Genomic DNA, 20,345 nt, shown 5'->3' with positions numbered 1-20,345 from the left:
GTTTCGCTACGCGCTGCGGGCAACGCTTGCCCGCGTACGTCCCGCGCCACCTCCCGGGCCCACCGGGACAGCCGCGCACGACCGGCTCATCTCGGACACCGGTCACCGGGCAGGCCCCGTCGCGCCCAAGCCACCGACGAGGACGGAGGACCAGCGTGAAGGTCACGTCGTTCAACTTCATGCCCTACCGCAACCTGCCCGACGACTTTGACACGAGATACCCCTCCGGTTGGGTGGACGCGCCGTGGTGGGAGCTGGGCGACTCGGAGCAGGCCGGCGAGTACGACAACCAGTCCATCGACGAGTTGATGTACGCCGCGAAGATGGGCTTCGACGGCCTCGGCACGAACGAGCACCACCAGAACGTCTACGGATTCATGTGCAACCCGAACCTGTTCGGCGCGATCCTGGCCAAGATGACAAAGGACGCAGGCTACGGCCACACCGCGCTCGTCCAGCTCGGCGCCACGGTGGCCTCGACCTCAACCTCGCGTCCGAGCCGGTCCGGGAGTTCCTCACGCTGCCGAGCGACCCGCAGGAGCTGGCCGTCGCGATGGCCGACTGCGTCTGGGCGCTGGGGCACGACCGGGAAGTTCGTCCGGCCGATTCCAGATCGTGGGGGTGCGGAGGACAAGCTGATCTCACCGGTGTGCGCGCCGGACTTCGCGGCCGCGATCCAGGCCGATACCCGCGTCGAGATCGTCCAGGGCGCCGGGCACGTCCCGCAGTGGGAGCAGCTGGACCTCGTCCGGCCACTGGTCCTCGACCACCTCAAGGGCTGAGCATGCCGACGCCCGCCCGACCGTCGAGCTCGACGGTCGGGCGGGCGTCCGCTGCGGCGGCGTCAGCCGGCCGTGCGCGTGGCTCCGACCAGCACGTAGACCATCGTGCAAGCCCGGTTACTGCGATTGTGCCAGGCGTGGCGGGTGCCCCGCTGCACGACGCAGGTACCGGGGGTCACGTGCACCTCGTCGCCGTCGTCGAGCTCGAGGTAGATCTCACCGTCGACGCAGACCCCGTAGTCGATGCTGTCCGTGGTGTGCATACCCGGCGTGTCCGGCTCGAACACCCCGGTCAGGCCGGGCTGCCGGCGCTCCGCGTCGGCCACGGCCTCCTCCGGGTCGCCGGCGGACGGCTCCGCCGACTCGGGCGGGAAGCGCACGACGATGAACCGCGTTCCGCCTGGTCCGGGAAAGAACGGGAACGGGACGGTCGCGGGGTTGTCCCCGGCCCCGACGACGGGTGTGCCGTCGTCGGTCCCCCAGATGTTGTGGATCTCCAGACCGAGCGCCGTGTCCGGCTCGGTCGCCTTCTCCGGGCCGAACACGGACCGGCCGTCGGCCGCTCGGTCCGTGACAACCTTCCTGACGTCGAATGTCATCGCTCCTCCTCGTCTGCGTCGACTAGGACAGCGGCGTCCAGCGCCGCCCGTTCGCCTGCACGATGCGGCCGAAAGCCGACCCGCTGAAGTGCCCCTCGCCCACGACGGCGCGGGGGTCGCCCTCGAGCTCGGCGGCGATCTTGTTCCGGGTCTCGCCCGCGGTCTCCGGGTCGACGTCGAAGATGATCTGCAGATCCCCGTCGGCCAGCTGGAGCGGGCAGTGGACGACGTCCCCGAGGATGATCGCGCGATCGGTTCCGGACGAGACCACCAGCGAGCAGTGGCCGGGGGTGTGCCCCGGACTCGCGAGGACGTTCACCCCGCTGGCGATCAGCGCGCCGTCTGAGGCCGACTCCGCGCGGCCCTGCAACGGCGCCTGCACCGCGTCCGGGTGCGGCCCAACCGCGAGCAGGCCCTCGTCGGTGACGCCCTGCCAGAACTCGAACTCTCCGTCCCCGATCAGGTGCCGGGCGTTCGGGAAGGTCAGCGAGCCGTTCTGCGAGGTCCACCCCACGTGGTCCAGGTGCAGGTGGGTGTAGAACACGAGGTCGACGTCGGCCGGCTGCACCCCGGCCCTGCGCAGGCTCGACAGCAGCTCCCCACCGCGGAACTCCCCGCCGACCGGCGCGAACGGCACGGTCATGTCCCCGAACCCGAGGTCGACGACGATCTTCTGGCCGCGGGTCTCGATGAGGAAGCCACCGAGGGTGAGCAGCAGCAGGCCATCGGCGTCGAACAGCTCGCGGTGGGCCGCCCACAGCTCCCTGCCGGCGGCCGGGAACACCGCCTCGGCCGAGACGGAGGCGTCACCGTCAGGCAGGTAGGTGATCCGGATGTCACCGACGGCGATCGACTCGAGCGGCGCCGGCCGTGCTGGCGCACTCATGCCAGCGCTCCGAGCACCGGCTTGAAGGGGTAGATCTGGGTGTTGACGACCACGCCTTGCGCCACGTACGGGTCACCCTCGAGTACGGACTTCAGCTGGGTCTGGTCGGCAACCTCGGCGACCAGGATCCCTCCGGTGCCGTCCTCGAACGGGCCAGCGACGCGGATGACGCCGTTCGCCACCTGCTCCTTCAGGTACGCGCCGTGCGGGCCGCGTTCCCGGTCGATCAGCTCCGTGTCCTCGGTGTAGCGCCAGACCACGGTGTAGAACGCCATGTCATGTCTCCTTCGGAGGTTGGGGTAAGTGCCATTCGCAGTGGGCCTGGATGCCGACCCGGTCGTCGGTCAGCCAGCCCTTGCTTCCCGCGTACGCGAGCATCGCGTCGAAGTCCGCGGGCCAGTCCTCACCGACCCGGCCCTTGGCCATCCGTCGCACGGCTTCGACCAGCGGACCTGCTTGAGCATCTGCTGCCATTTTTCGGTCCGGTGACCGATGGGACGCAGGGCTTCCCTCTCGCTTTCTGATGCCGGAAGCGCCGGAAGCATGAAATAGACGAACTTCACGTGCGGACTCCTCCACCTGCTCCTGTGCCGTGGGGCCCATTCCCGGACCTTCTTTCCACGGCTGTCCGGAAATCTTCGTGGCACACACGCTAGTCGGGCCGGCCGTAGCGGGGCTGTCCGAACTTGCAACACTCCGGGTGCAGTGTGACGCAGCCGGCGCCCGCTCGAACCACTCCCGACCTGTGCTTATGGGAGCAGAGGCGCGCGGTGCCCGTGGCGTGGCGGGCGCCTAGCTCGCATCATCATGCGCAGCTATTATGGGCGGGCCGTCCGGGCGGTCCCTCGTGCCACCGTCCCGACACGCCAGCGGGAGGTGCGCCGAGATGAGTACCGATGTGTGGGGAAAGAACCGGCGGAACCCGAAGATGTCCGAGGTGATCGCCCGCGAATTGGCGAACCACATCGTGAATGCGAAGCTCGCCGAGGGCAGCGTGCTGCCCACCGAGAAGGAGATGATCGAGAGTTTCGACGTCGGCCGGTCCACGATCCGGGAGGCGCTGCGGCTGCTCGAGGTGCGTAACGTCATCACGCTGCGGCCGGGGCCCGGGGGTGGCCCGGTGGTGCGCCGTCCCCTTCCGGAGGACCTCGGCGAGGCCCTCACGCTGATCCTGCAGTTCGAGGACGCCTCGCTGGAGGACGTGATGGAGGCCCGCCGCGCCCTCGAGCCCACGATCGCCCGGTTGGCGGCGACCCGGATCTCCGACGCCGACCTCGACGCGATGGAGGCGAGCATCGGCATCATCCTGGAGGACCCGAAACCCGAGGTCTTCCAGGAGCAGAATCAGGTCTTTCACTCCACCCTGTCCAAGGCGGCGCACAGCGTCGTGCTGCAGGTCTTCCTGTCCAGCCTGGGTAGCATCGCTGACGGGATCGCCGGCGGGGTCACCTACTCGTCGCGGCGCTACGTTGCGGCGGCGCACGCGCACGCCCGGATCGTCGAGGCGCTGCGCGTCGGGGACGGCTCGCTCGCCGAGCGGATGATGCGCGAGCATCTCGACGAGGCGTACCGCTACTGGCACAAGAAGCACCGCTACCTCGTCAGCCGGCCCGTGGTCTGGCGCCGCTGAGCATCTGCGGAGCATGCTCCACCTCGGCCCGTCGGATCAGGTCGGGCGGCACGTCGGCGCCGCCGCAGCCGAACATCCGCATCGAGCCCAGGTCGACCCACCACGGTGCCCCGCGGCGATCACCGGCAGCCGGCGCAGGAACTCGAACTCCGGCACCGCGCTACCGCGCGTCGAACGGGGCGGTGTTCAGCAGCCGGCGGCGCACGCAGGAGTTCAGGGGGCCGTCCCGCTCGCTCTCGGCCTTCACCCGCTGCCATTCGGGGTCGGCGAACATCCGTGCCCAGCCCTCCTGCATCTGCTGGTAGGACTCCCAGCGCACGGCGTACACGACCTCGCCGATGCTGTTCTCACCGAACTCGGTGTGCGAGATGAACTCCACCTCGATGCCGTGCTTCTCGAAGAGCCCGAGCGTGTGGTCGGTGAAGCGGGCGATCAGCGCCGGCAGCTTGCCCGGCACGACCGTGTACTCCCTGAGTTCGTACAGCACGTCGCTCCCCTCCTCAGCCGCTCAGCGAGCGGCTGTCGACGCCCAGGATTCTGATCTTGCGATAGAGCGTGGACCGCGCGATGCCGAGCTGCTCGGCCGCCGCTTGCTTGTTGCCGCGGCAGTCGTCCAGTGCGTTCAGGACGGCCTCGCGCTCGGCGCGCTGCAACGAGGTCAGCCGGTGCCGGATCGGCGCGGTGCGGTACTCGGGCGGGAGGTGTTTGATCGCGACGTCGCGCCCACGCGAGCGGATCAGCGCGCTGCCCAGGACGGCCCGCAGCTCGCGCACGTTGCCCGGCCACAGCTGGCCCATCAGGGTCTGCTGGGTGGCCGGTTCCAGCCGCGGTGCCGGCGTGCGGTCGGTGAGGTCACCGACCAGCGCCCGGGCGACGTCGGCGATGTCCTCGATCCGCCGGCGCAGCGGCGGCACGTGCAGCCGCGCGGCGAAGCAGTCCCGCAGCCGGGCGGCCGCCCCGGCCGCGATCGGCCCGGCCACCGCGTCGCCCTCGATCAGGCGCGCGGTGGCGATCACCCGCGCGGCCTGCTCGTCGGCCTGCTCGACCATGCTGACCGCACGCGCGGCCAGCTCGGGTGGCAGCGCGTCGATGTGTCGGAGCACGAGCGTTCCCGGGCCGGCGAGACCGGTGCGCAGGGCCTCGAACCACGTCCGCGGGTCGTCCGGACACTGCCCGGTGTCGAGCACCGTCAGGGGCCCGTCCCGGCCGTCGTGCTGGTGCAGGTGCCGGGCCAGGAACGACTTGCCGGTGCCGGTCTCACCGGAGATCAGTACCGGCCGCCGGGTCTCGGCCACGGACGCGAGCTCGCGACGGATCCGCTCCGCCGCCGCACCCCGGCCGGCGACGGCTCCGCCGGTGCCGCAGGCCCCGCGGGCCGGCGCGGATCCGGCTGGCGGGGCCGGCGCGACCGGCGCGACGGCGACCAGGCGCGCCGACATCTCGATCACGATCCCCGCCTCGCGCTCGTCGTCGCGCACCTGCGTGCACCGCGCCCGTACGACCGTGCCGTCGGCCAGCCGGAGCTCGCCGCAGTACTCGTCACGCCCGGCGAGCACCCGCGCGGCCCAGTCCCAGAGCACCGGTTGGTCGGCCGGCCCGACGAGCGGGCACGCCAGGGTGTTGCTCAGCAGCAGGTCCCGGTTCAGGCACACCACCGCCGTCGTGGTCCGCCGGGTGACCTGGACGAAGCGCTCCAACAGCAGCCTCTCCCGGCGGGTGGAGTCGTCGACGAGCTGGGCCTCGATCCGGGCCGCCGCCGCCTCGACCAGCGGCAGCAGCAGGACGCTGTCGTCCTCGGTCCGGCAGGCGAGCGTGAGTGCGCCCTTGAGCACGCCGGTGACCGGCTGTCGGATCGGCACCGCCCGCGCGCTCAGCCGCCACAGGTTGTCCCGATAGTGCTCCGCGCCGACCACCGCGAACGAGCGGCGCTCCTGCACCGCGCACCCGATGGCGTTCGTCCCGATCGCCTCCTCGGACAGCAGGGCACCGGGGACGATGCGCAGGCCGTCGAGCCAGTCCGCCACGTCCACGCGCCCCACGCGGCGGGCGAGGACGCGCGCCTCGGCGTCCGCGACGACGATCGCCAGCGGCTCCCCGTCCAGCCGGCCGGCGAGTCGGTCCACGACCGCCGCGGCGGCCCGGAGCAACCGGCAGGATCGTTCGTGCCCCTGCCCGCAGCCGTGCGGCACCTCGACGCCGTCGCGGTGCACACCGCTGCGTGCCGACCGCTGCCAGGACAGTGCGATCTCCGGTCGGAGGGGTCGGTGGGACGGGGAGCTCTCCGGGCGGCGCGGTATCCCGGTCGTGTCGGGTCGGGGTTGGTGGAGGTCCGGGTCTGGTTGGAAGGCCACTGTCACCTTCGGCACCTCGCTGCGACGACGGGACTTACTCGGACTCGACAACTCCTGACATGCTTGCATGTCAGCAAATGATGTGCAGCAATGTGCAGGAGGCCGTCGTGGCTGTCAAGAACCGTTCACGCCTGTGGAACGCGGCGACCCGGGAGCGGAGGCCCGTGCGCGCCGGGAGCGCTGCCTCGCGACCTGGACGGTGACGTTGACACCGCACACGACGAGCGCTCATATAATGCGCATCATTAGCAGGCTTGCCTGCTGCGGAACGAAGGGCCCGCCGATGACGACAACGACCGAAGCGACCCTCACCACGCTCCGCGCGGACGTGCGCCGCTTCCTGGCCGACTAGCTCGACGCGGGTACGTTCGCACCGTCCTGCGACTCCTGGATCCAGGGACACTCGGCGGAGTTCAGCCGCAGGCTGGGCGACCGCGGCTGGCTCGGGATGACCTGGCCGCGGCGCTACGGCGGGGCCGGCCGCTCGCCACGGGAGCGGTTCACGGTCGTCGAGGAGCTGCTCGCCGCCGGTGCGCCGATCGCCGCACACTGGATCGCCGACCGGCAGACGGGTCCGCTGCTGCTGCGGGTCGGGACCGAACGCCAGAAGCGGGCGTTCCTGCCGGAGATCGCCCGCGGACGGCTGTTCGTCGCTGCGGGGCTGAGCGAGGCGGACAGCGGCTCCGACCTCGCGTCGGTTCGGACCCGGGCCACCCCGACCGCGACCGGCTGGCGGGTGAGTCGGCGCAAGGTCTGGACCAGCCACGCGCATCGCAGCCACTACCTGCTCGCACTCGTGCGCACCGCGCCCCGGGAGGGCGACCGGCACACCGGCCTCTCCCAGCTGCTGATCCGACTCGACGCCCCCGGCGTGCACGTCCGTCCGATCGAGGTGATGACCGGCGAGGCGCACTTCACCGAGGTCACCCTGGACGACGTCGACGTGCCCGCCGACATGGTCGTCGGGACGGTGGGCGATGGGTGGCGTGGCGTGCTCGCGGAGCTCGCGTTCGAGCGCAGCGGCCCCGAGCGCTACCTGAGCACGTTCCCGCTGCTCGCCGAGTTGACGTCCGGGCAGGTCGGGCAGGACACAGCCGCGCTGGTCGACATCGGATCGGCGACGGCTCGGCTGTGGGCGCTGCGGATGCTCTCGCTGCGGGTGCAGGACCTCCTTGAGTGGGGGAAACCGACCGACACCGCGGCGGCGCTGGTGAAGGACGTCGGCACCCGGCTCGAGGGCGAGATCGTCGACATCGCCCGGCGGGCGGGCGGCCCGGCCGCGAGCGGCGCGCTGGCCGGGTTGCTCCGCGACGCCCAGCTGGCCGCACCGTCGTTCACGCTCCGTGGTGGAACGAACGAGATCCTGCGCGGCCTCGTCGCCCGCGGGCTGGAGGTTTGAGGTGGCAGAGCTGCTGCGGGACACGGTGTCCGCGCTACTGGCCGACGACGCCGATGACACGCGCGACGAGGCGGCCCGGTACGGCTGGAGCCCTGGTCTGTGGGACCGGCTCGCGGCGGCCGGCCTCACCCTGGTCGCGGTCCCGGACGCGGCCGGCGGCAGCGGCGGGACCCTGCGCGACCTGGCCGTCCTCCTGCACGCCTGCGGCTACCACGCCGCTCCGGTGCCGCTGCTGGAGAACGCGCTGGCCGCCGGGGCACTGGCGGCGGCCGGGCGACCCGTCCCGCCCGGCCCGCTCGTCGTGGTCCCGCGGGCCGCGGCGGCGGTGGCGATCGACGGCTCGGGACGGCGGGCGACCGGCCGGCTCCCCGACGTCGCGTGGGCCCGGGCCGGCCGGCAGGTCGTGCTGCTCACCGCGATGCCGGAGCCGCCGGGCCACCCGGTGCTCGCCATGATCGATCCGGGTGATTGCGTCGTCGAGCCCGGGACGAACATCGCCGGCGAGCCCCGCGACGCGCTCCTCCTGCCCGACGACGGGGTGGCGTGCACGCCGCTGACGACAGGTGACGGGCCGGAGGATCTCACCCTGCGCGGCACGCTCGGCCGCGCCCTGCTGATGAACGGATCGCTGCGACGAGTTCTCGACCTGACCGTGCGGTACGCCGGCGAGCGCGAACAGTTCGGCCGGCCGATCGGCCGGTTCCAGGCGGTGCAGCAGCAGCTCGCCGCGCTGGCCGGCACCGTCGAGCAGGCCGGCGCGATCGCCGACCTCGCCGTGTCCGCGGTCGAGCGGGACGAGCGCGCCGCCGAGGCGGTGATGGCGGCCAAGATCTGCGCGGGTCACGCGGCCGCCGTCGCGATCGCCGTCGGACACCAGGTGCACGGCGCGATCGGGTTCACCGTCGAGCACGAGCTGCACCGGCACACCCGCAGGCTGATGGCCTGGCGGGACGAGGACGGTTCGGAGTCGCAGCGGGCGGCGGAGCTGGGTGCGCGGGTCACCGGGGCCGGCCCCGGCGGCCTGTGGGAGCTGCTGACCGGCCGGCCCGCCGCGGGCGCCGCCCGATGACCGGGTCGGCCGCGGGCGACGAGCTCGTCCGGCGGCTGCGGCGCGCGATCCGCGCCCGACAGGGCGACGACGGACACGGTCCGCAGTCCCGCGCCGGCGCTCGGCGCGCACGCCACGAGGTGCTGGCCGACCTGGCCGAGGGGAGGGAGCCGTGGAGCCGGTGACCAAGGAGGGTCCGCTCACCGGAGTCCGGGTCGTGGATCTCACCACCACGTTCATGGGTCCGTACTGCACCCTGCTGCTCGCGCAGATGGGCGCCGACGTGATCAAGGTCGAGACGCCGGTCGGGGACGTGGTGCGGTACATCGCCGACGACCGCGGCACCGGAATGGGACCGGTGTTCCTCACGACGAACCAGGGCAAGCGCAGCATCGTCCTCGACCTGAAGGCCCCGGCCGGGCGCGCCGCGCTGCTCTGCCTGGTCGGCACGGCCGACGTGTTCGTGCACAACATACGGCCGGACGCCGTGCAACGCCTCGGCATCGGGTACGAGGCGGTCGCCACCACCAACCCGCGCACCGTCTACTGCGCGGTCCGCGGGTTCGGCACCGACGGGCCCTATCGCGACAAGGCCGCCTACGACGACGTGATCCAGGCGGGGTGTGGGATGGCCGCCGTACAGGGCGGACCGGTGAGCCCACCTACGTCCGGTCCCCGGTCGCCGACAAGACCACCGGGCTGATGGCGGTCGGCGCCATCACCGCCGCGCTCTACCAGCGGGAACGGACCGGTCGTGGCCAGGAGATCGAGGTGCCGATGCTCGAGACCATGGCCTCGTTCACGTTGCTCGACCAGCAGGGCGGCTACGTGTTCTCCCCGCCCCGGGGTCCGGCCGGGTACGCGCGGACGAACTCGCCCTACCGCAAGCCGTACCGCACCGCCGACGGCTACCTCAGCGTCACCGTCTACACCGACGCGCAGTGGCGCTCGTTCTTCGAGCTCGTCGGGCGCGCCGACCTGGCCGCCGACCCGAAATACCGCAGCATCACCGAGCGCACGCTGCACATCGACGAGCTGTACCGGCTCGTCGAGACGAGCTGCTGCGCCGCCCGACCGCGGACTGGCTGGGCGTGCTGGACGAGCGCGGCATCCCGGCGATGCCGGTCCGAACCGTGCCCGAGGTGCTCGACGACGAGCACGTGCGGGCCACCGGCATGTTCCAGGACCTGGAGCATCCCACCGAGGGGGCGCTGCGCCTGGCCCGGTTCCCGGTCGCGTTCTCCGAGGCCGCACCGCCCCGGGCCCGCCCGGCGCCGCGGCTCGGTGAGCATGGCGCCGAGGTGCTGGCCGAGCTGGGCTACCGGCCCGCGGAGATCCGCAAGCTCGCCGGGGAGGAGGCGTAGTGGACGAGGTCTGGCTGGAGATCGCGGACGGGATCGCGGTGGTCACCCTGCAGGCGCCGGAGCGGCGGAACGCGCTGACCGTGCCCATGGCCGACGAGCTGATGGCCGCGTTCGACGAGATCGACGCCCGGAAGGACGTCGGGGCGGCGGTGCTGCGCGGCTCGGGGGGTCGTTCTGCGCGGGGGCACATCGCGGCGTGCTGGGCGAGGCCGCCCAGGACCCGCTCGACGACGGCGCGCAACGCCGCATCGACGCCCTCTACGGATCGTTCGTGCGGGTGGGACGGTGCCGGGTGGCGACCGTCGCCGCCGTGCGCGGCGCAGCCGTCGGCGCCGGTCTCAACCTCGTGCTCGCCACCGACCTGCGCGTGGTGGCGCGGGACGCCCGGCTGATCCCGGGGTTCCTGCGGCTCGGGGTGCACCCCGGCGGCGGGCACTTCACCCTCCTCGGCCGGGCCGCGGGGCGGGACGCCGCTGCCGCGGTCGGGCTGTTCGACCGTGAGATCGACGGCGCGCGGGCGGCCGGGCTCGGCCTCGCCTGGGACGCCGTCGGCGACGCCGAGGTCGAGGACCTGGCACTGCGGATTGCCGCCCCGCTGGCGGCGGACCCGGCACTGGCCCGGCGGATGACGGCGTCCTTCCGCCGGGAGGCCGGCCCGCCCGCCACGTCCTGGGAGCTCGGGCTCGAGGTCGAGCGGGGCCCGCAGATGTGGTCGTTCCGCCGGCTCGGCGCGGGGTGAGGGCATGCCGGGCCTGGCCCCGATCGACTGCGACGTGCACCCGGCCGTGCCGGAGCTGTCCGCGTTGTTCCCGTTCCTGCCCGACCGGTGGGTGGACCAGTGCGTGGAGACCGGCGTCGAGGGTTTCGACCCCGCGTTCTACCCGCCGGGCGCCCCGCTGTCCGCCTCGCCGGAGTCCCGGCAGGGTGCCGCCCCGCCCGGTACCGACCCCGATCTCGTCCGGGCCCACGTGCTGGACCGTCCCGGCGCCGGCCACGCCGTCCTGAACTGCCTGTACGCGGTGCAGGCACTGCACGACCCGGAGTGGTCGACCGCGATGGCCGCCGCGCTCAACGACTGGCTGGCCGCGCGCTGGCTGGCCGCGGATCCGCGCTTCCGCGGGTCCATCGTGGTCGCGCTCCGGGACCCGGCCGCCGCGGCCGGGGAGATCGCCCGGCTGGCCGGCGACCCACGCTTCGTCCAGGTCCTGCTTCCGGCCGCCGCGCCGCCCTGCTGGGACAGCGCGCGTTCTGGCCGATCTACGCCGCGGCCGTGGCCGCGGGCCGGCCGGTGGCGATCCACCCCGGCGTGGGTGGCGCCGACCCGCTCTCGCCGGTCGGCTGGCCGTCGCACCACATCGAGGACTACGCGGGCGCGGCGCTCACCCTGCAGTCGCAGCTCACCAGCATGATCGCCGAGGGCGTGTTCGCCACGCACCCCGGGCTGCGGGTGGTGCTGCTGGAGAGTGGGGTCACCTGGCTGCCCTCGCTGCTGTGGCGGTTCGACAAGAACTGGAAGGCGCTGCGCCGCGAGGTGCCCTGGGTGGACCGGCCGCCGTCCCGGCTGATCCGGGAGCACGTGCTGCTGTCCGTGGCGCCGTTCGACGCCCCGCCCGGCGCCGACCGGGACTGGGTCGACCGCTTCCTTTCCCAGCTCGGCTCGGCGGGGATGCTCCTGCACGCCAGCGACTACCCGCACTGGCATCACGCGGACGGGCCGGGCACGCTGCTGGGTCAGCTGTCCCCGACCGAGCGGGCACAGGTACTGCACGGCAACGCCGCCGAGCTGTACGGCCTGCCGGAGGAGGTCGCATGATCGACTGCGACGTGCACAACGCCGTGGCGTCCGACTCGGCGCTGCTGCCCTACCTGTCGGCGCGGTGGCGACGGCACCTCGAACAGGTGGGCTCGCGGACGTTCTCCCCGTTCACGCGGGGCCACGCCTACCCGAAGGCAGCGCGATTCGCGAGCAGGCACGACGCCTGGCCGCCGTCTGGCGGGCTGCCGGGCTCGGACCTGGAGTTCATGCGCGCGCAGCTGCTCGACGCCTACGACGTCGAGTACGCGGTCCTGAACTGCCTGTACCGGGCACCCGAACAGCGCAACGCCGACTTCGGCGCCGCGCTCGCCGCCGCGGTCAACGACTGGCAGGTCGAGCACTGGTTGGGTCGCGACGCCAGGCTGCGGGCCTCGCTGACGGTCCCGTTCGAGTTCCCGGACCTGGCCGCGGCGGAGATCGAGCGAGCCGCGGCGCACCCCGGTTTCGTCCAGGTTCTGCTGTACCCGCGGACGTCGGCCCCGCTGGGCAGGCGGCACTACCGGCCGATCTTCGAGGCGGCCTGCCGGGCCGGGTTGCCGGTCGGGATCCACGCGGCGTCCACCACGCCCGGACCGATCACCGCGTCGGGCTGGCCGTCCTACTACATCGAGGACCACACCGGGCTCGCGGTCGCGTTTCAGGCCCAGCTGATCAGCCTGATCTTCGAGGGCGTGTTCGACCGGTTTCCCGACCTGCGTGTCGTGCTGATGGAGGGCGGGTTCGCCTGGGTGCCCGCGCTGATGGCCCGGCTCGACGCGCTGCAGGAACGGCTGGGAGACGAGGTCCCCGACCTGGCGCACCCGCCGTCGTACTACCTGCGCCACCACGTCCGGATCACCACACAGCCGATGGAGGAACCGGAGCGCCCCGGCGACCTGGTTCCGCTCCTGCGCGAGATCGGGCAGGAGGTGCTCATGTTCTCCAGCGACTACCCGCACTGGGACTTCGAGAACCCGCACCGTGCGTTCCGGACCCGGGTACCGGCGGACCTGCACCAGCGGATCATGGTCGACAACGCCCGGGCGCAGTACCGGTTCACGTCGTGAGTGGGCCACCGGGGTCGCGCGGGGTCGTCGTCGCCGCGGCGGACGAGATCCCGGTCGGGGGTCGCAAGATCGTCGAGGTCGACGGGCGGTCGATCGGCGTGTTCCACCTTCCGGACGGCTACGTCGCGCTGCGCACCACCTGCCCGCACGAGAGTGCGCCGCTGTGCGAGGGCATCCTGACCGGCGCGATCACCTCACCTGGCCCGGGCCGGTACCACTACGACCGGCGCGGGGAGATCCTGCGCTGCCCGTGGCACCGGTGGGAGTTCGATGTCCGCAACGGGCGGTCGTGGACCGACCCCGACCGCGTGCGAGTACGCAGCTATCCGGTGACCACCGACGGCGGGCCGGTCGTCGTCCACGTGTGAGTCCGCCGCCCGGCACGTCGGGCCCGGGTCGGAGGACGACCCGGGTCAGCGAACTGCGGCCGAGGCTCCCCGTGTGGCGCTCCGTTACGGCGATACACCGAGGATGTCGTCGGCCAGGCGCGCGAGCTCCGGCTGGAGACGCCGTTCGTTCTGCAGGTGTGGGATCCGGACGATTCCGTCGATGGTCGTTCGCGCGGCGTGCACCAGCGCGGCCACCTCGGGATCGGACAGGTCTGGGCGCGTCAGCCTCAGCCAGCGTGACCATTCGCCCGCGTGGTCGCCGGCCAGCCGGTCGTGGCGCTCTCCGACGTCCGCGGGCAAGTACAGCGGCTCGGTGACGGAGACGGAGGCCACGTCGGTCTCCTGGGCGTTGAGCCGGACGTAGCCGTCGACGAGTTCGTGGATGACCCGGCCGTCGGGGACGGGCCGGCGGAGCGCTCGGGCGGTCTCGAGCGCCAGCCACTCGTCGAACCGGGTGACGACGGCGACCAGGAGGTCCGCCTTCGTGTCGAAGTAGCGGTAGAGCGCGGGCCCGACCACGCCGGCCTCGCGCCCGATCTCGTCGATGCCCACGCCGCCGTAGCCGTGCCTGCGGAACGCGTGGGCCGCGGACCGGATGAGCAGCTCCCGACGCGCGGTCGGTGCGCGATCGACCGGCGGTTGCCGGTCGTGGCGCGGGCCCTCCACCGGTGTGCCTGCGACGATGCGCAGGCCCGCCTGGAGCAGGAGCTCCGCCAGGCGGGTGCGCGACAGGCTGGTGTCGAAGTGGCCCGGGCTGGTCACCAGGCCGACGACCGCCCAGCTACGCAGCTCGGACAGGAACGGGTCGAGGTCGGGCCTGGCCGGGGCGATGATGATGGCAGCGACCCGGTCCGCGATCCACCGGGTCCGCGCCCGCACCGCGACGTAGTCGTCGGTGCCGAGATGGCGGGCCTCACGCTGCCACAGCAACGAGAGGCGCCGGCTCTGCAGGGCGGCGTCGATCAGTGCTCGGAGTCCCGCCTCGGGATCGGGTGGCGGGTTCTCCCCGAGCAGGGTCAGGACGTCGACGAGGCGGGCCTGGTCGGAGTGCACGACGTGGGCCAGCAGCGCCTGCTTGTTCGTGTAGTGGCGGTACAGCGCCCGCGCCGTGATGCCGCTGGCCCGGGCGATGTCGTCCATCCGGACCGAGTGGAAGCCGCGGGCGGCGAACAGGTCGCTGGCGGCCTCGCCGATGTCGGCCCGTCGGGACTTGGGCCGCCTGGCACGCCCGTCACCCGCCGGGCGTGCGGTTGCGGTACTCATCGCTTCCCTCCCTGCGGCGGACCGGCCCATCGTAGGAGGTGGCGGTGGTCGGGGCGGGCCGCCGGGCCGACCCGACGGCCCCGGCCCCCGGAGTCAGCCCGCGCCCGCCGGCGTGACGCCGGTGCGGCCCACGGACGCCGTCGCGACCGATCCGGTCGACCGGCCCTCGTGGAAGTCCTCGAGGGTCGTCGTGTTGCACATCAGGTACAGGACGTCGAGCCCGGGACCTCCGAACGCGCAGGCGACCGCCCAGGTGCCCGGCGTGCTCACGCAGTCGGTGACGTCGCCGCCCTCGACCACGCGGTAGAAGCCGCTGTCGTCGCCCAGGGTGAGCGCGTTCCCGAACCAGACGCCGCCGTCGCCGTCCAGCGCGATGCCGTCCGGGTGGTAGGTGTCCGGCAGCTGAGCCCAGGTCCGCAGATTCGACAGCGACCCGTCCGCGGCGACGTCGAACGCGCTGATGCGGTGCGTGAACGTCTCGGCCAGCAGCAGCGTCCGCCCGTCCGCGGTCAGCGCGGCGCCGTTGGGGAACAGCACCTCGCCGGGGACCCGCTGCACACGGCCGGAGGGGTCGATGTGGGCCAGGTTGGTCGTCCTCGGATCCTCGGAGCCGAGGGCGAAGCCGAAGTTGCCGGCGTAGGCGTGGCCGGACGGCGACACGAGCATGTCGTTGCCGAGACCGGTCGCGATGTCACTGAAGTCCGCGTACTCGGTGGTCGTGCCGTCGGGCGCGATCCGCAGGACCGTGGCGGCCGCCTGCGCGACGACCAGCACCGAGCCGTCGGGGAGGAAGCCCAGTCCGGATGGAGACCCCTCGATCTTGGCGATCGACCGGTGCGAACCGTCCTCGTCGAACCGGACGACGTGCTGGGCGAAGAAGTCGCTGCCCCACAGGTGGCCGTCGTGCCAGCGCGGGGCTTCCAGAAACTGGTGTCCGGTCGAGAACGGACTGCTCGAGTGGATCTTCATCGTTCCTCCTGAGGCGAGACGGGACGGCGGGTGGGGACGGTTCGGGGCTACCGGTTCGGGGCGACGGCGACCCCCGAGCGGCGGAGCCGGTCGCGCAGCTTGAACTTCTGGACCTTCCCGCTGGCGGTGCGCGGCAGCTCGTCCACCAGTTCCAGGCGTTCCGGAAGCTTCTGCACGGCGATGCGGTGGCGCTCGACGAGCCAGGCCGTGAGCTCTCCGAGCTCCACCTCGGCACCCGGTCGCGGGACGACGACGGCGCAGGCCCGCTCCACGAGCACCGGGTCGGCCACCGCCACCACGGCGACGTCGGCCACCTTGGGGTGCTCGAACAGGTGATCCTCGATCTCCTTGGCGCTGATGTTCTCGCCGCCGCGGACGATGATGTCCTTCTGCCGACCGGTGATCTCGAGGTAGCCGTCGTCGTCGACGACGGCGCGGTCCCCGGTGCGGAACCAGCCGTCCGGGGTGAACGACTCCGCATCGAGCGACTCGTCCAGGTAGCCGACGAACAACTCCGGGCCCCGCACGAGCAGGTGACCCGGCTCCCCTGGCGGAACCGGGCGGTCCCGGTCGTCGACCACCGACACCTGCGCCGCGCCGATCACTCGCCCGTCGGTGCGGGCGCGCTTGACCGGCGGGTCGGACAGGTTGGTGCTGGTCGCGGTCGGGAACTCGGTGGACCCGTAGACGCGGCTGACGAGGCAGCCGAGGTCCTCGGCCGCCCGTCGGACGAGTTCGGGCGGCACGTCGGCACCCCCGCAGGCGAACGTTCGCAGCGTGCGCGTCGCCTCGGGCGTGCGGGACGGATGGTGGACCAGTCCGTGCAGGAACGGCGTGGCCGCCACCACGAACGTGCATCCGTGGCGCTCGATCAGCTCCAGGCCGACGCCGGGTTCCCAGACGTCCAGGAGGACCACCGCGCCACCGAGCATGAAGGGGAGCTGCAGGCCGTAGAGGACACCGGTGATGTGGGCGACCGGGGACGGCATGAACACCACGTCGGAGCTCGACAGACCGAAGAACTCGATCATGCTGCGGTTCTCGTAGTCGAGCGTGTCGTGGGTGTGCAGCGCACCCTTCGGGGCCGACGTCGTCCCCGAGGTGTACAGCAGCAGTGCTATCGCGTCGGCATCGGACGGCGGGTCACCCGCCCGCGGGTCGGCCTCGGTCGTGGCGAGGAATTCATCGACGCTGAGGGTCCCGTCCGGTGCCCGGCCACCCACGACGACGACCGTGGCGAGGTCCGGGAGCTCGGAACGGATGTCACCGACCATGGCCGGAAAGTCGAAGCCACGGAACGTCGCGGGCACGACGAGGATCTCCGAACGGGCCTGGCGCAGGATGAAGGCGACCTCGGAATGCCGGTAGATCGGGATGATCGGGTTGCTGACGGCGCCGAGCCGCAGCGTCGCCTGGTGCAGCACCACTGCCTCCCACCGGTTCGGCAGCTGCCAGGAGACGACATCGCCGGGCCCGACACCGTGCCGGAGCAGGGCGGCGGCCCATCGGTCCACCTCGCGGTCCAGGGCGCCGTAGGTCCACTCGCCGGCACGGTCGACGAGCGCCCGCCGGTCCGGGTGCCGTCGTGCCGCCGTACGCAGGTGGCTGTCGACGCGGGTGCCCTCCCACAGGCCGGTCGCGTCGTACGCGGCGGCGCGGTCGGGGTGGGGGCGGCGACGACCGAGGGCGCCGGTGCTCACGACACGTTCCGGGACTCGTGTACGTGTGACCCGGTGAGCAGGGCGTCGCCGATCCGGTGCGCGAGCTCCTCGTGGTCGCCGTACCAGGCCCGCAGCGCGAGGGCCCGCTTGTAGTAGAGATGCAGGTCGGTCTCGGTGGTGAACCCGGCGCCCCCGTGCATCTGGACCGCGCTCTCACAGACCTCGAGGGCGGCGTCCGCGGCGAAGGCCTTGGCGACGGCCGCGAGCATGGAGAGGTCGTCGGGGCAGGCCGAGACGGCATCGGCCAGCACGCTGTCGCACACGTTGCGCAACGAGCAGGCCAGCGCGTGCATGTCGGCGAGGACGTGTTTCACCGCCTGGAACGAGCCGATCGGGCGACCGAACTGCTCCCGGACCTGCACGAACGCCGTGGTGGTTTCGAGGAGCGCGGTGGCGATGCCGGAGAGCTCGCACGCCGCCAGGATCCGGGCCCACGCGCGCATCTCGGTCAGGAAACGCTCGGCCGCCCGACCGGCGAGCACCGGCTCGGCCGGCGCTCCGGCCTGCGGGACGAACGTGACCGTGGCGAGGCTCGCGGTGGGGTCAGCGCTCGCCGCTGGTTGGACGGTGACCGCGGCGCTGCGGGACCCGAGAAGGTGCACCTGCGGCCCGTCGGGCGAGTCGGCGACGGCCACCAGGAGATCGGCCTCCCGGCCGAACCGGACCGCCGTCAGGTCGCCGCTGAGATGCCCGTCCCGCACCCGCACCCGGTCGCCGTCCCGCGACCAGCTCCCGTGGGCTTCCGGGTCGACGAGCGCGACGACGGCACCGGCGAGCTCGGCGCGGCGCGCGTCACCCTCGTCGATGTGGCGCAGCAGCAGCGCGGGGAGGACGAGCTGCTCGATCATCGGACCCGGCACGAGATGCCGGCCGAGCGGCAGCATCGCCGCGCCCGCGGCGGACAGGGGCATCCCCAGGCCACCGGCACTCTCGGGAACGGCCAGCGCGAACCAGCCGAGGGCCTGCACTTCGTCGAGGAAGGTCGGGTCCCAGGCGCGCGCGTCGACGAGTGCGAGCCTGCGCTGCGCATCGAAGGACCGCGTCAGGTAGGCGTCGACCGTCTGCTCGACCTCGGTCGTCACGGAGTCAGTCACGAGGAAGCCCCAGTAGCCGTTCGGCGATGATGTTGCGCTGGATCTGCGAGGTTCCGCCGTAGATCGACGCTGCTCGCGAGTACAGGCGGTCGTGCGCCCAGCGGGTCGCATCGAGGCCGAGCGGACGGCTGTCCGGCGCGGCCCGCAGGGGCCCGAGCAGCTCGGCGATCGAGCCGTAGACCTGCTGCTCGACGTGGTTGAGCAGCAGTTTGTCGACCGAGTCGTCGGCCACCGGCCCGGTTCCCGCCGCCAGCCTGTCGACGGTCTTGCGGGTCTGTGCTCGCAGAACGCTCAGCGCCACGTGCGAGCGACCGACGGCGGCCCGGACCCGGTATGCCCGGGCGGGGTCGGCGTCGCGGGTCCGGCACGCGCCCAGCTCGTGGATCGCGTCCTGCAACGCGACCTCGTACTCCACACGGCGGCGCAGCGTGTAGGCGGCGCGCTCGGTTCCGAGCGTGTGCCGCGCGATCGCCCATCCGCCGTTCTGCTCACCGACCAGGTTCGCGCGCGGCACCCGCACCCGGTCAAGGAACACCTCACAGAACTCCTGGTCCCCGGTCATCTGGGTCAGCGGCCGGGTCGTGATGCCGGGGGAGGACATGTCGACCAGCAGGTAGCTGATGCCCCGGCTCTTCGGTGCGGTGGGGTCGGTGCGCACGAGCATGGCGCACCAGGAGGCCAGGTGACCCCAACTGGTCCACACCTTCTGCCCCGACACCACGAAGTCGTCGCCGTCGACCTCCGCGCGTGTGCGCAGCGACGCCAGATCCGATCCGGCGTCCGGCTCGGAGAAGCCCTGGCACCAGATGTCCTCCCCGGACAGCAACCGGGGGAGTAGCTCGGAGCGCTGGCTCGGGGTGCCGAACCGGTCGATGGACGGTCCCACCACCTCGAGCCCGATGAGCCCGATGGGCTGGGGCGCGCGTGCTCTCGCGAGTTCCTCGGCGAACACGAGCTGGTGCAGGTGGGACAGCCCCTGCCCGCCGGCGTCCGCGGACCAGGCGATGCCCAGCCAACCGGCGGCGTGGAGCGTGCGCTGCCACTCGCGCAGGACCCGGAAGCGCTCGGCGAGTGGCAACGGCGCCCGGGGGATGGACGTCCGGGCGAGCCAGGAGCGGCACCGATCGCGGTACTCCTCCAGCTCGGTGGCCGAAGCCGGCGCGGCGATCGCGGTCATCTCACCGCCCCGTGTACACGGGCGCGCGCCGCTCGACGAGCGCGTTGACGGCCTCCTTGGCGTCAGCGTACGCGGAGAGCTCGCCGGTCAGCCCCTGCTCGAGCTCGTACCCCTCCTTGAGGGGCAGGTACTCGATAGCGTTGAGGCTGCGCTTGGCGAACCGCAGCACGGCGGGGCTGTGCCGGGCGATCGACCGCGCGAGGTCGCGTGCCGCCCCGTCGAGCTGATCCTCGGGAACGATCTCGCAGATGCCTCCGTAGGGTTGCAGCTCCGCGGCCGGAACCGGATCGCCCTGCAGGTGGAGGCGGCGCACCACACCCTGCGGAACCAGCCGCGACAGGTGCTTGGCGCCGCCCATCACGCCGACGTTCACCTCGGGAAGCCCGAACCGGGCGCCCTCGGCGGCGACCACCAGGTCGCAGGACGCCGCGATGGCGAGACCCGTGCCGAGCGCGGCTCCGTGCACTGCGGCGATCACCGGGACGGGACAGTCGTAGATGGCCCAGAACGCCTCGCGTACCAGGCGCATCCGTTCCGCCGCGTTCCCCGGTGTCATCGTCTGGAACTCGGCGAGATCGTTCCCGCCGCAGAAGTGCCGTCCCCGGCCACGCAGAACGATCACCCGTGCCTGTGGGAGATGCGTCTCGACGTCGGAGAAGAACCGCTTGATCTCGAGGTACATCGCACCGTTCACGGCGTTGACCGGCGGTCTGTCCATCCAGACCTGACCGATCGTGTCCTCGACCGCGAAGTCGATGTGTTCCCAGTCCTGCACAACGCCACCCATCACCAGAGAGATCGACCGATCACC

At 72.4% G+C, this 20,345-nt stretch carries 19 protein-coding genes and 3 pseudogenes; 10 read left to right on the top strand and 12 right to left on the bottom strand.

The window, feature by feature from the left end; all coding sequences use genetic code 11:
- Window positions 1-155 precede the first annotated feature (155 nt).
- On the top strand, window positions 156-782 hold the full coding sequence (locus tag EV383_RS20985; RefSeq protein WP_130291496.1) for an alpha/beta fold hydrolase: 627 nt from the start codon (window positions 156-158) through the stop codon (window positions 780-782).
- Between the two features lie 62 nt (window positions 783-844).
- Here the strand turns inward: EV383_RS20985 and EV383_RS20980 are convergent, their stop codons facing one another.
- Genes EV383_RS20980 through EV383_RS20965 form a run of 4 tightly spaced genes read right to left on the bottom strand, consistent with a single transcriptional unit; the run spans window position 845 to window position 2,741 of the window.
- Complete coding sequence (locus EV383_RS20980) at window positions 845-1,381, bottom strand: cupin domain-containing protein (protein ID WP_130291495.1); 537 nt, start codon at window positions 1,379-1,381, stop codon at window positions 845-847.
- 22 nt (window positions 1,382-1,403) lie between these two features.
- On the bottom strand, window positions 1,404-2,267 hold the full coding sequence (locus EV383_RS20975; protein WP_130291494.1) for an MBL fold metallo-hydrolase: 864 nt from the start codon (window positions 2,265-2,267) through the stop codon (window positions 1,404-1,406).
- Window positions 2,264-2,542, bottom strand: coding sequence for a YciI family protein (locus EV383_RS20970; protein WP_130291493.1), 279 nt, complete (start codon window positions 2,540-2,542; stop codon window positions 2,264-2,266). Before EV383_RS20970 ends, EV383_RS20975 begins: the two co-directional genes overlap by 4 nt.
- Before the next feature lies 1 nt (window position 2,543).
- The gene (locus EV383_RS20965; RefSeq protein WP_130291492.1) at window positions 2,544-2,741 is read right to left on the bottom strand and encodes a hypothetical protein; all 198 of its coding nucleotides are present in this window, start codon (window positions 2,739-2,741) and stop codon (window positions 2,544-2,546) included.
- A 412-nt stretch (window positions 2,742-3,153) separates the two neighbouring features.
- Between EV383_RS20965 and EV383_RS20960 the strand changes: the two genes are divergently transcribed.
- On the top strand, window positions 3,154-3,897 hold the full coding sequence (locus EV383_RS20960; protein WP_165438431.1) for a FadR/GntR family transcriptional regulator: 744 nt from the start codon (window positions 3,154-3,156) through the stop codon (window positions 3,895-3,897).
- Between the two features lie 160 nt (window positions 3,898-4,057).
- Here EV383_RS20960 and EV383_RS20955 read toward each other — a convergent pair whose 3' ends face one another.
- Window positions 4,058-4,384: an NIPSNAP family protein gene (locus EV383_RS20955; protein ID WP_130291490.1), complete on the bottom strand. Its 327-nt coding sequence runs from the start codon at window positions 4,382-4,384 to the stop codon at window positions 4,058-4,060.
- A 13-nt stretch (window positions 4,385-4,397) separates the two neighbouring features.
- The gene (locus EV383_RS20950; protein ID WP_130291489.1) at window positions 4,398-6,044 is read right to left on the bottom strand and encodes a sigma-54-dependent Fis family transcriptional regulator; all 1,647 of its coding nucleotides are present in this window, start codon (window positions 6,042-6,044) and stop codon (window positions 4,398-4,400) included.
- A 595-nt stretch (window positions 6,045-6,639) separates the two neighbouring features.
- Here EV383_RS20950 and EV383_RS32940 point away from each other — a divergent pair.
- The 8 genes and pseudogenes from EV383_RS32940 (at window position 6,640) to EV383_RS20910 (ending at window position 13,289) form a co-directional block, all read left to right on the top strand.
- Window positions 6,640-7,647, top strand: a complete 1,008-nt coding sequence (locus EV383_RS32940) for an acyl-CoA dehydrogenase family protein (protein ID WP_341273753.1) — start codon at window positions 6,640-6,642, stop codon at window positions 7,645-7,647.
- Between the two features lies 1 nt (window position 7,648).
- Window positions 7,649-8,716: an acyl-CoA dehydrogenase family protein gene (locus EV383_RS20940; RefSeq protein ID WP_165438430.1), complete on the top strand. Its 1,068-nt coding sequence runs from the start codon at window positions 7,649-7,651 to the stop codon at window positions 8,714-8,716.
- The gene (locus EV383_RS31305) at window positions 8,713-8,880 is read left to right on the top strand and encodes a hypothetical protein (RefSeq protein ID WP_165438429.1); all 168 of its coding nucleotides are present in this window, start codon (window positions 8,713-8,715) and stop codon (window positions 8,878-8,880) included. The genes EV383_RS20940 and EV383_RS31305 overlap by 4 nt, the downstream gene beginning before the upstream one ends.
- A 53-nt stretch (window positions 8,881-8,933) precedes the next feature.
- Window positions 8,934-10,059 (top strand): annotated as a pseudogene (locus EV383_RS33115) (CaiB/BaiF CoA transferase family protein).
- Window positions 10,059-10,798 (top strand): annotated as a pseudogene (locus tag EV383_RS32335) (enoyl-CoA hydratase-related protein). The pseudogenes EV383_RS33115 and EV383_RS32335 overlap by 1 nt, the downstream one beginning before the upstream one ends.
- Before the next feature lie 4 nt (window positions 10,799-10,802).
- A pseudogene (locus EV383_RS32935) lies at window positions 10,803-11,872 on the top strand (amidohydrolase family protein).
- Window positions 11,869-12,921 (top strand): amidohydrolase family protein, encoded by a 1,053-nt coding sequence (locus tag EV383_RS20915; RefSeq protein ID WP_130291486.1) that lies wholly within the window; start codon window positions 11,869-11,871, stop codon window positions 12,919-12,921. Before EV383_RS32935 ends, EV383_RS20915 begins: the two are co-directional and overlap by 4 nt.
- A complete protein-coding gene (locus tag EV383_RS20910; protein ID WP_130291485.1) occupies window positions 12,918-13,289 on the top strand; it encodes a Rieske (2Fe-2S) protein in 372 nt (123 codons plus the stop codon). The genes EV383_RS20915 and EV383_RS20910 overlap by 4 nt, the downstream gene beginning before the upstream one ends.
- Before the next feature lie 84 nt (window positions 13,290-13,373).
- Here EV383_RS20910 and EV383_RS20905 read toward each other — a convergent pair whose 3' ends face one another.
- From EV383_RS20905 to EV383_RS20880, 6 genes are all read right to left on the bottom strand, one after another.
- A complete protein-coding gene (locus EV383_RS20905; protein WP_165438427.1) occupies window positions 13,374-14,573 on the bottom strand; it encodes a TetR/AcrR family transcriptional regulator in 1,200 nt (399 codons plus the stop codon).
- A 93-nt stretch (window positions 14,574-14,666) separates the two neighbouring features.
- Window positions 14,667-15,542: an SMP-30/gluconolactonase/LRE family protein gene (locus tag EV383_RS20900; RefSeq protein WP_130291483.1), complete on the bottom strand. Its 876-nt coding sequence runs from the start codon at window positions 15,540-15,542 to the stop codon at window positions 14,667-14,669.
- A 47-nt stretch (window positions 15,543-15,589) separates the two neighbouring features.
- Window positions 15,590-17,242: an AMP-binding protein gene (locus EV383_RS20895; RefSeq protein WP_207223608.1), complete on the bottom strand. Its 1,653-nt coding sequence runs from the start codon at window positions 17,240-17,242 to the stop codon at window positions 15,590-15,592.
- The gene (locus tag EV383_RS20890) at window positions 17,239-18,357 is read right to left on the bottom strand and encodes an acyl-CoA dehydrogenase family protein (RefSeq protein ID WP_165438426.1); all 1,119 of its coding nucleotides are present in this window, start codon (window positions 18,355-18,357) and stop codon (window positions 17,239-17,241) included. Before EV383_RS20890 ends, EV383_RS20895 begins: the two co-directional genes overlap by 4 nt.
- Window positions 18,350-19,534 carry an acyl-CoA dehydrogenase family protein gene (locus tag EV383_RS20885; protein ID WP_130291481.1) on the bottom strand — a complete coding sequence of 395 codons (1,185 nt, stop codon included), beginning with the start codon at window positions 19,532-19,534 and terminating at the stop codon, window positions 18,350-18,352. Before EV383_RS20885 ends, EV383_RS20890 begins: the two co-directional genes overlap by 8 nt.
- Before the next feature lies 1 nt (window position 19,535).
- The gene (locus EV383_RS20880; RefSeq protein ID WP_207223607.1) at window positions 19,536-20,321 is read right to left on the bottom strand and encodes an enoyl-CoA hydratase-related protein; all 786 of its coding nucleotides are present in this window, start codon (window positions 20,319-20,321) and stop codon (window positions 19,536-19,538) included.
- Window positions 20,322-20,345 lie beyond the last annotated feature (24 nt).

Source organism: Pseudonocardia sediminis, assembly GCF_004217185.1.
GTDB classification, from domain to species: Bacteria; Actinomycetota; Actinomycetes; order Mycobacteriales; family Pseudonocardiaceae; genus Pseudonocardia; species Pseudonocardia sediminis.
Note: the sequence above shows the minus strand (reverse complement) of the source record. Positions and strands in the feature narration are given on the sequence as shown.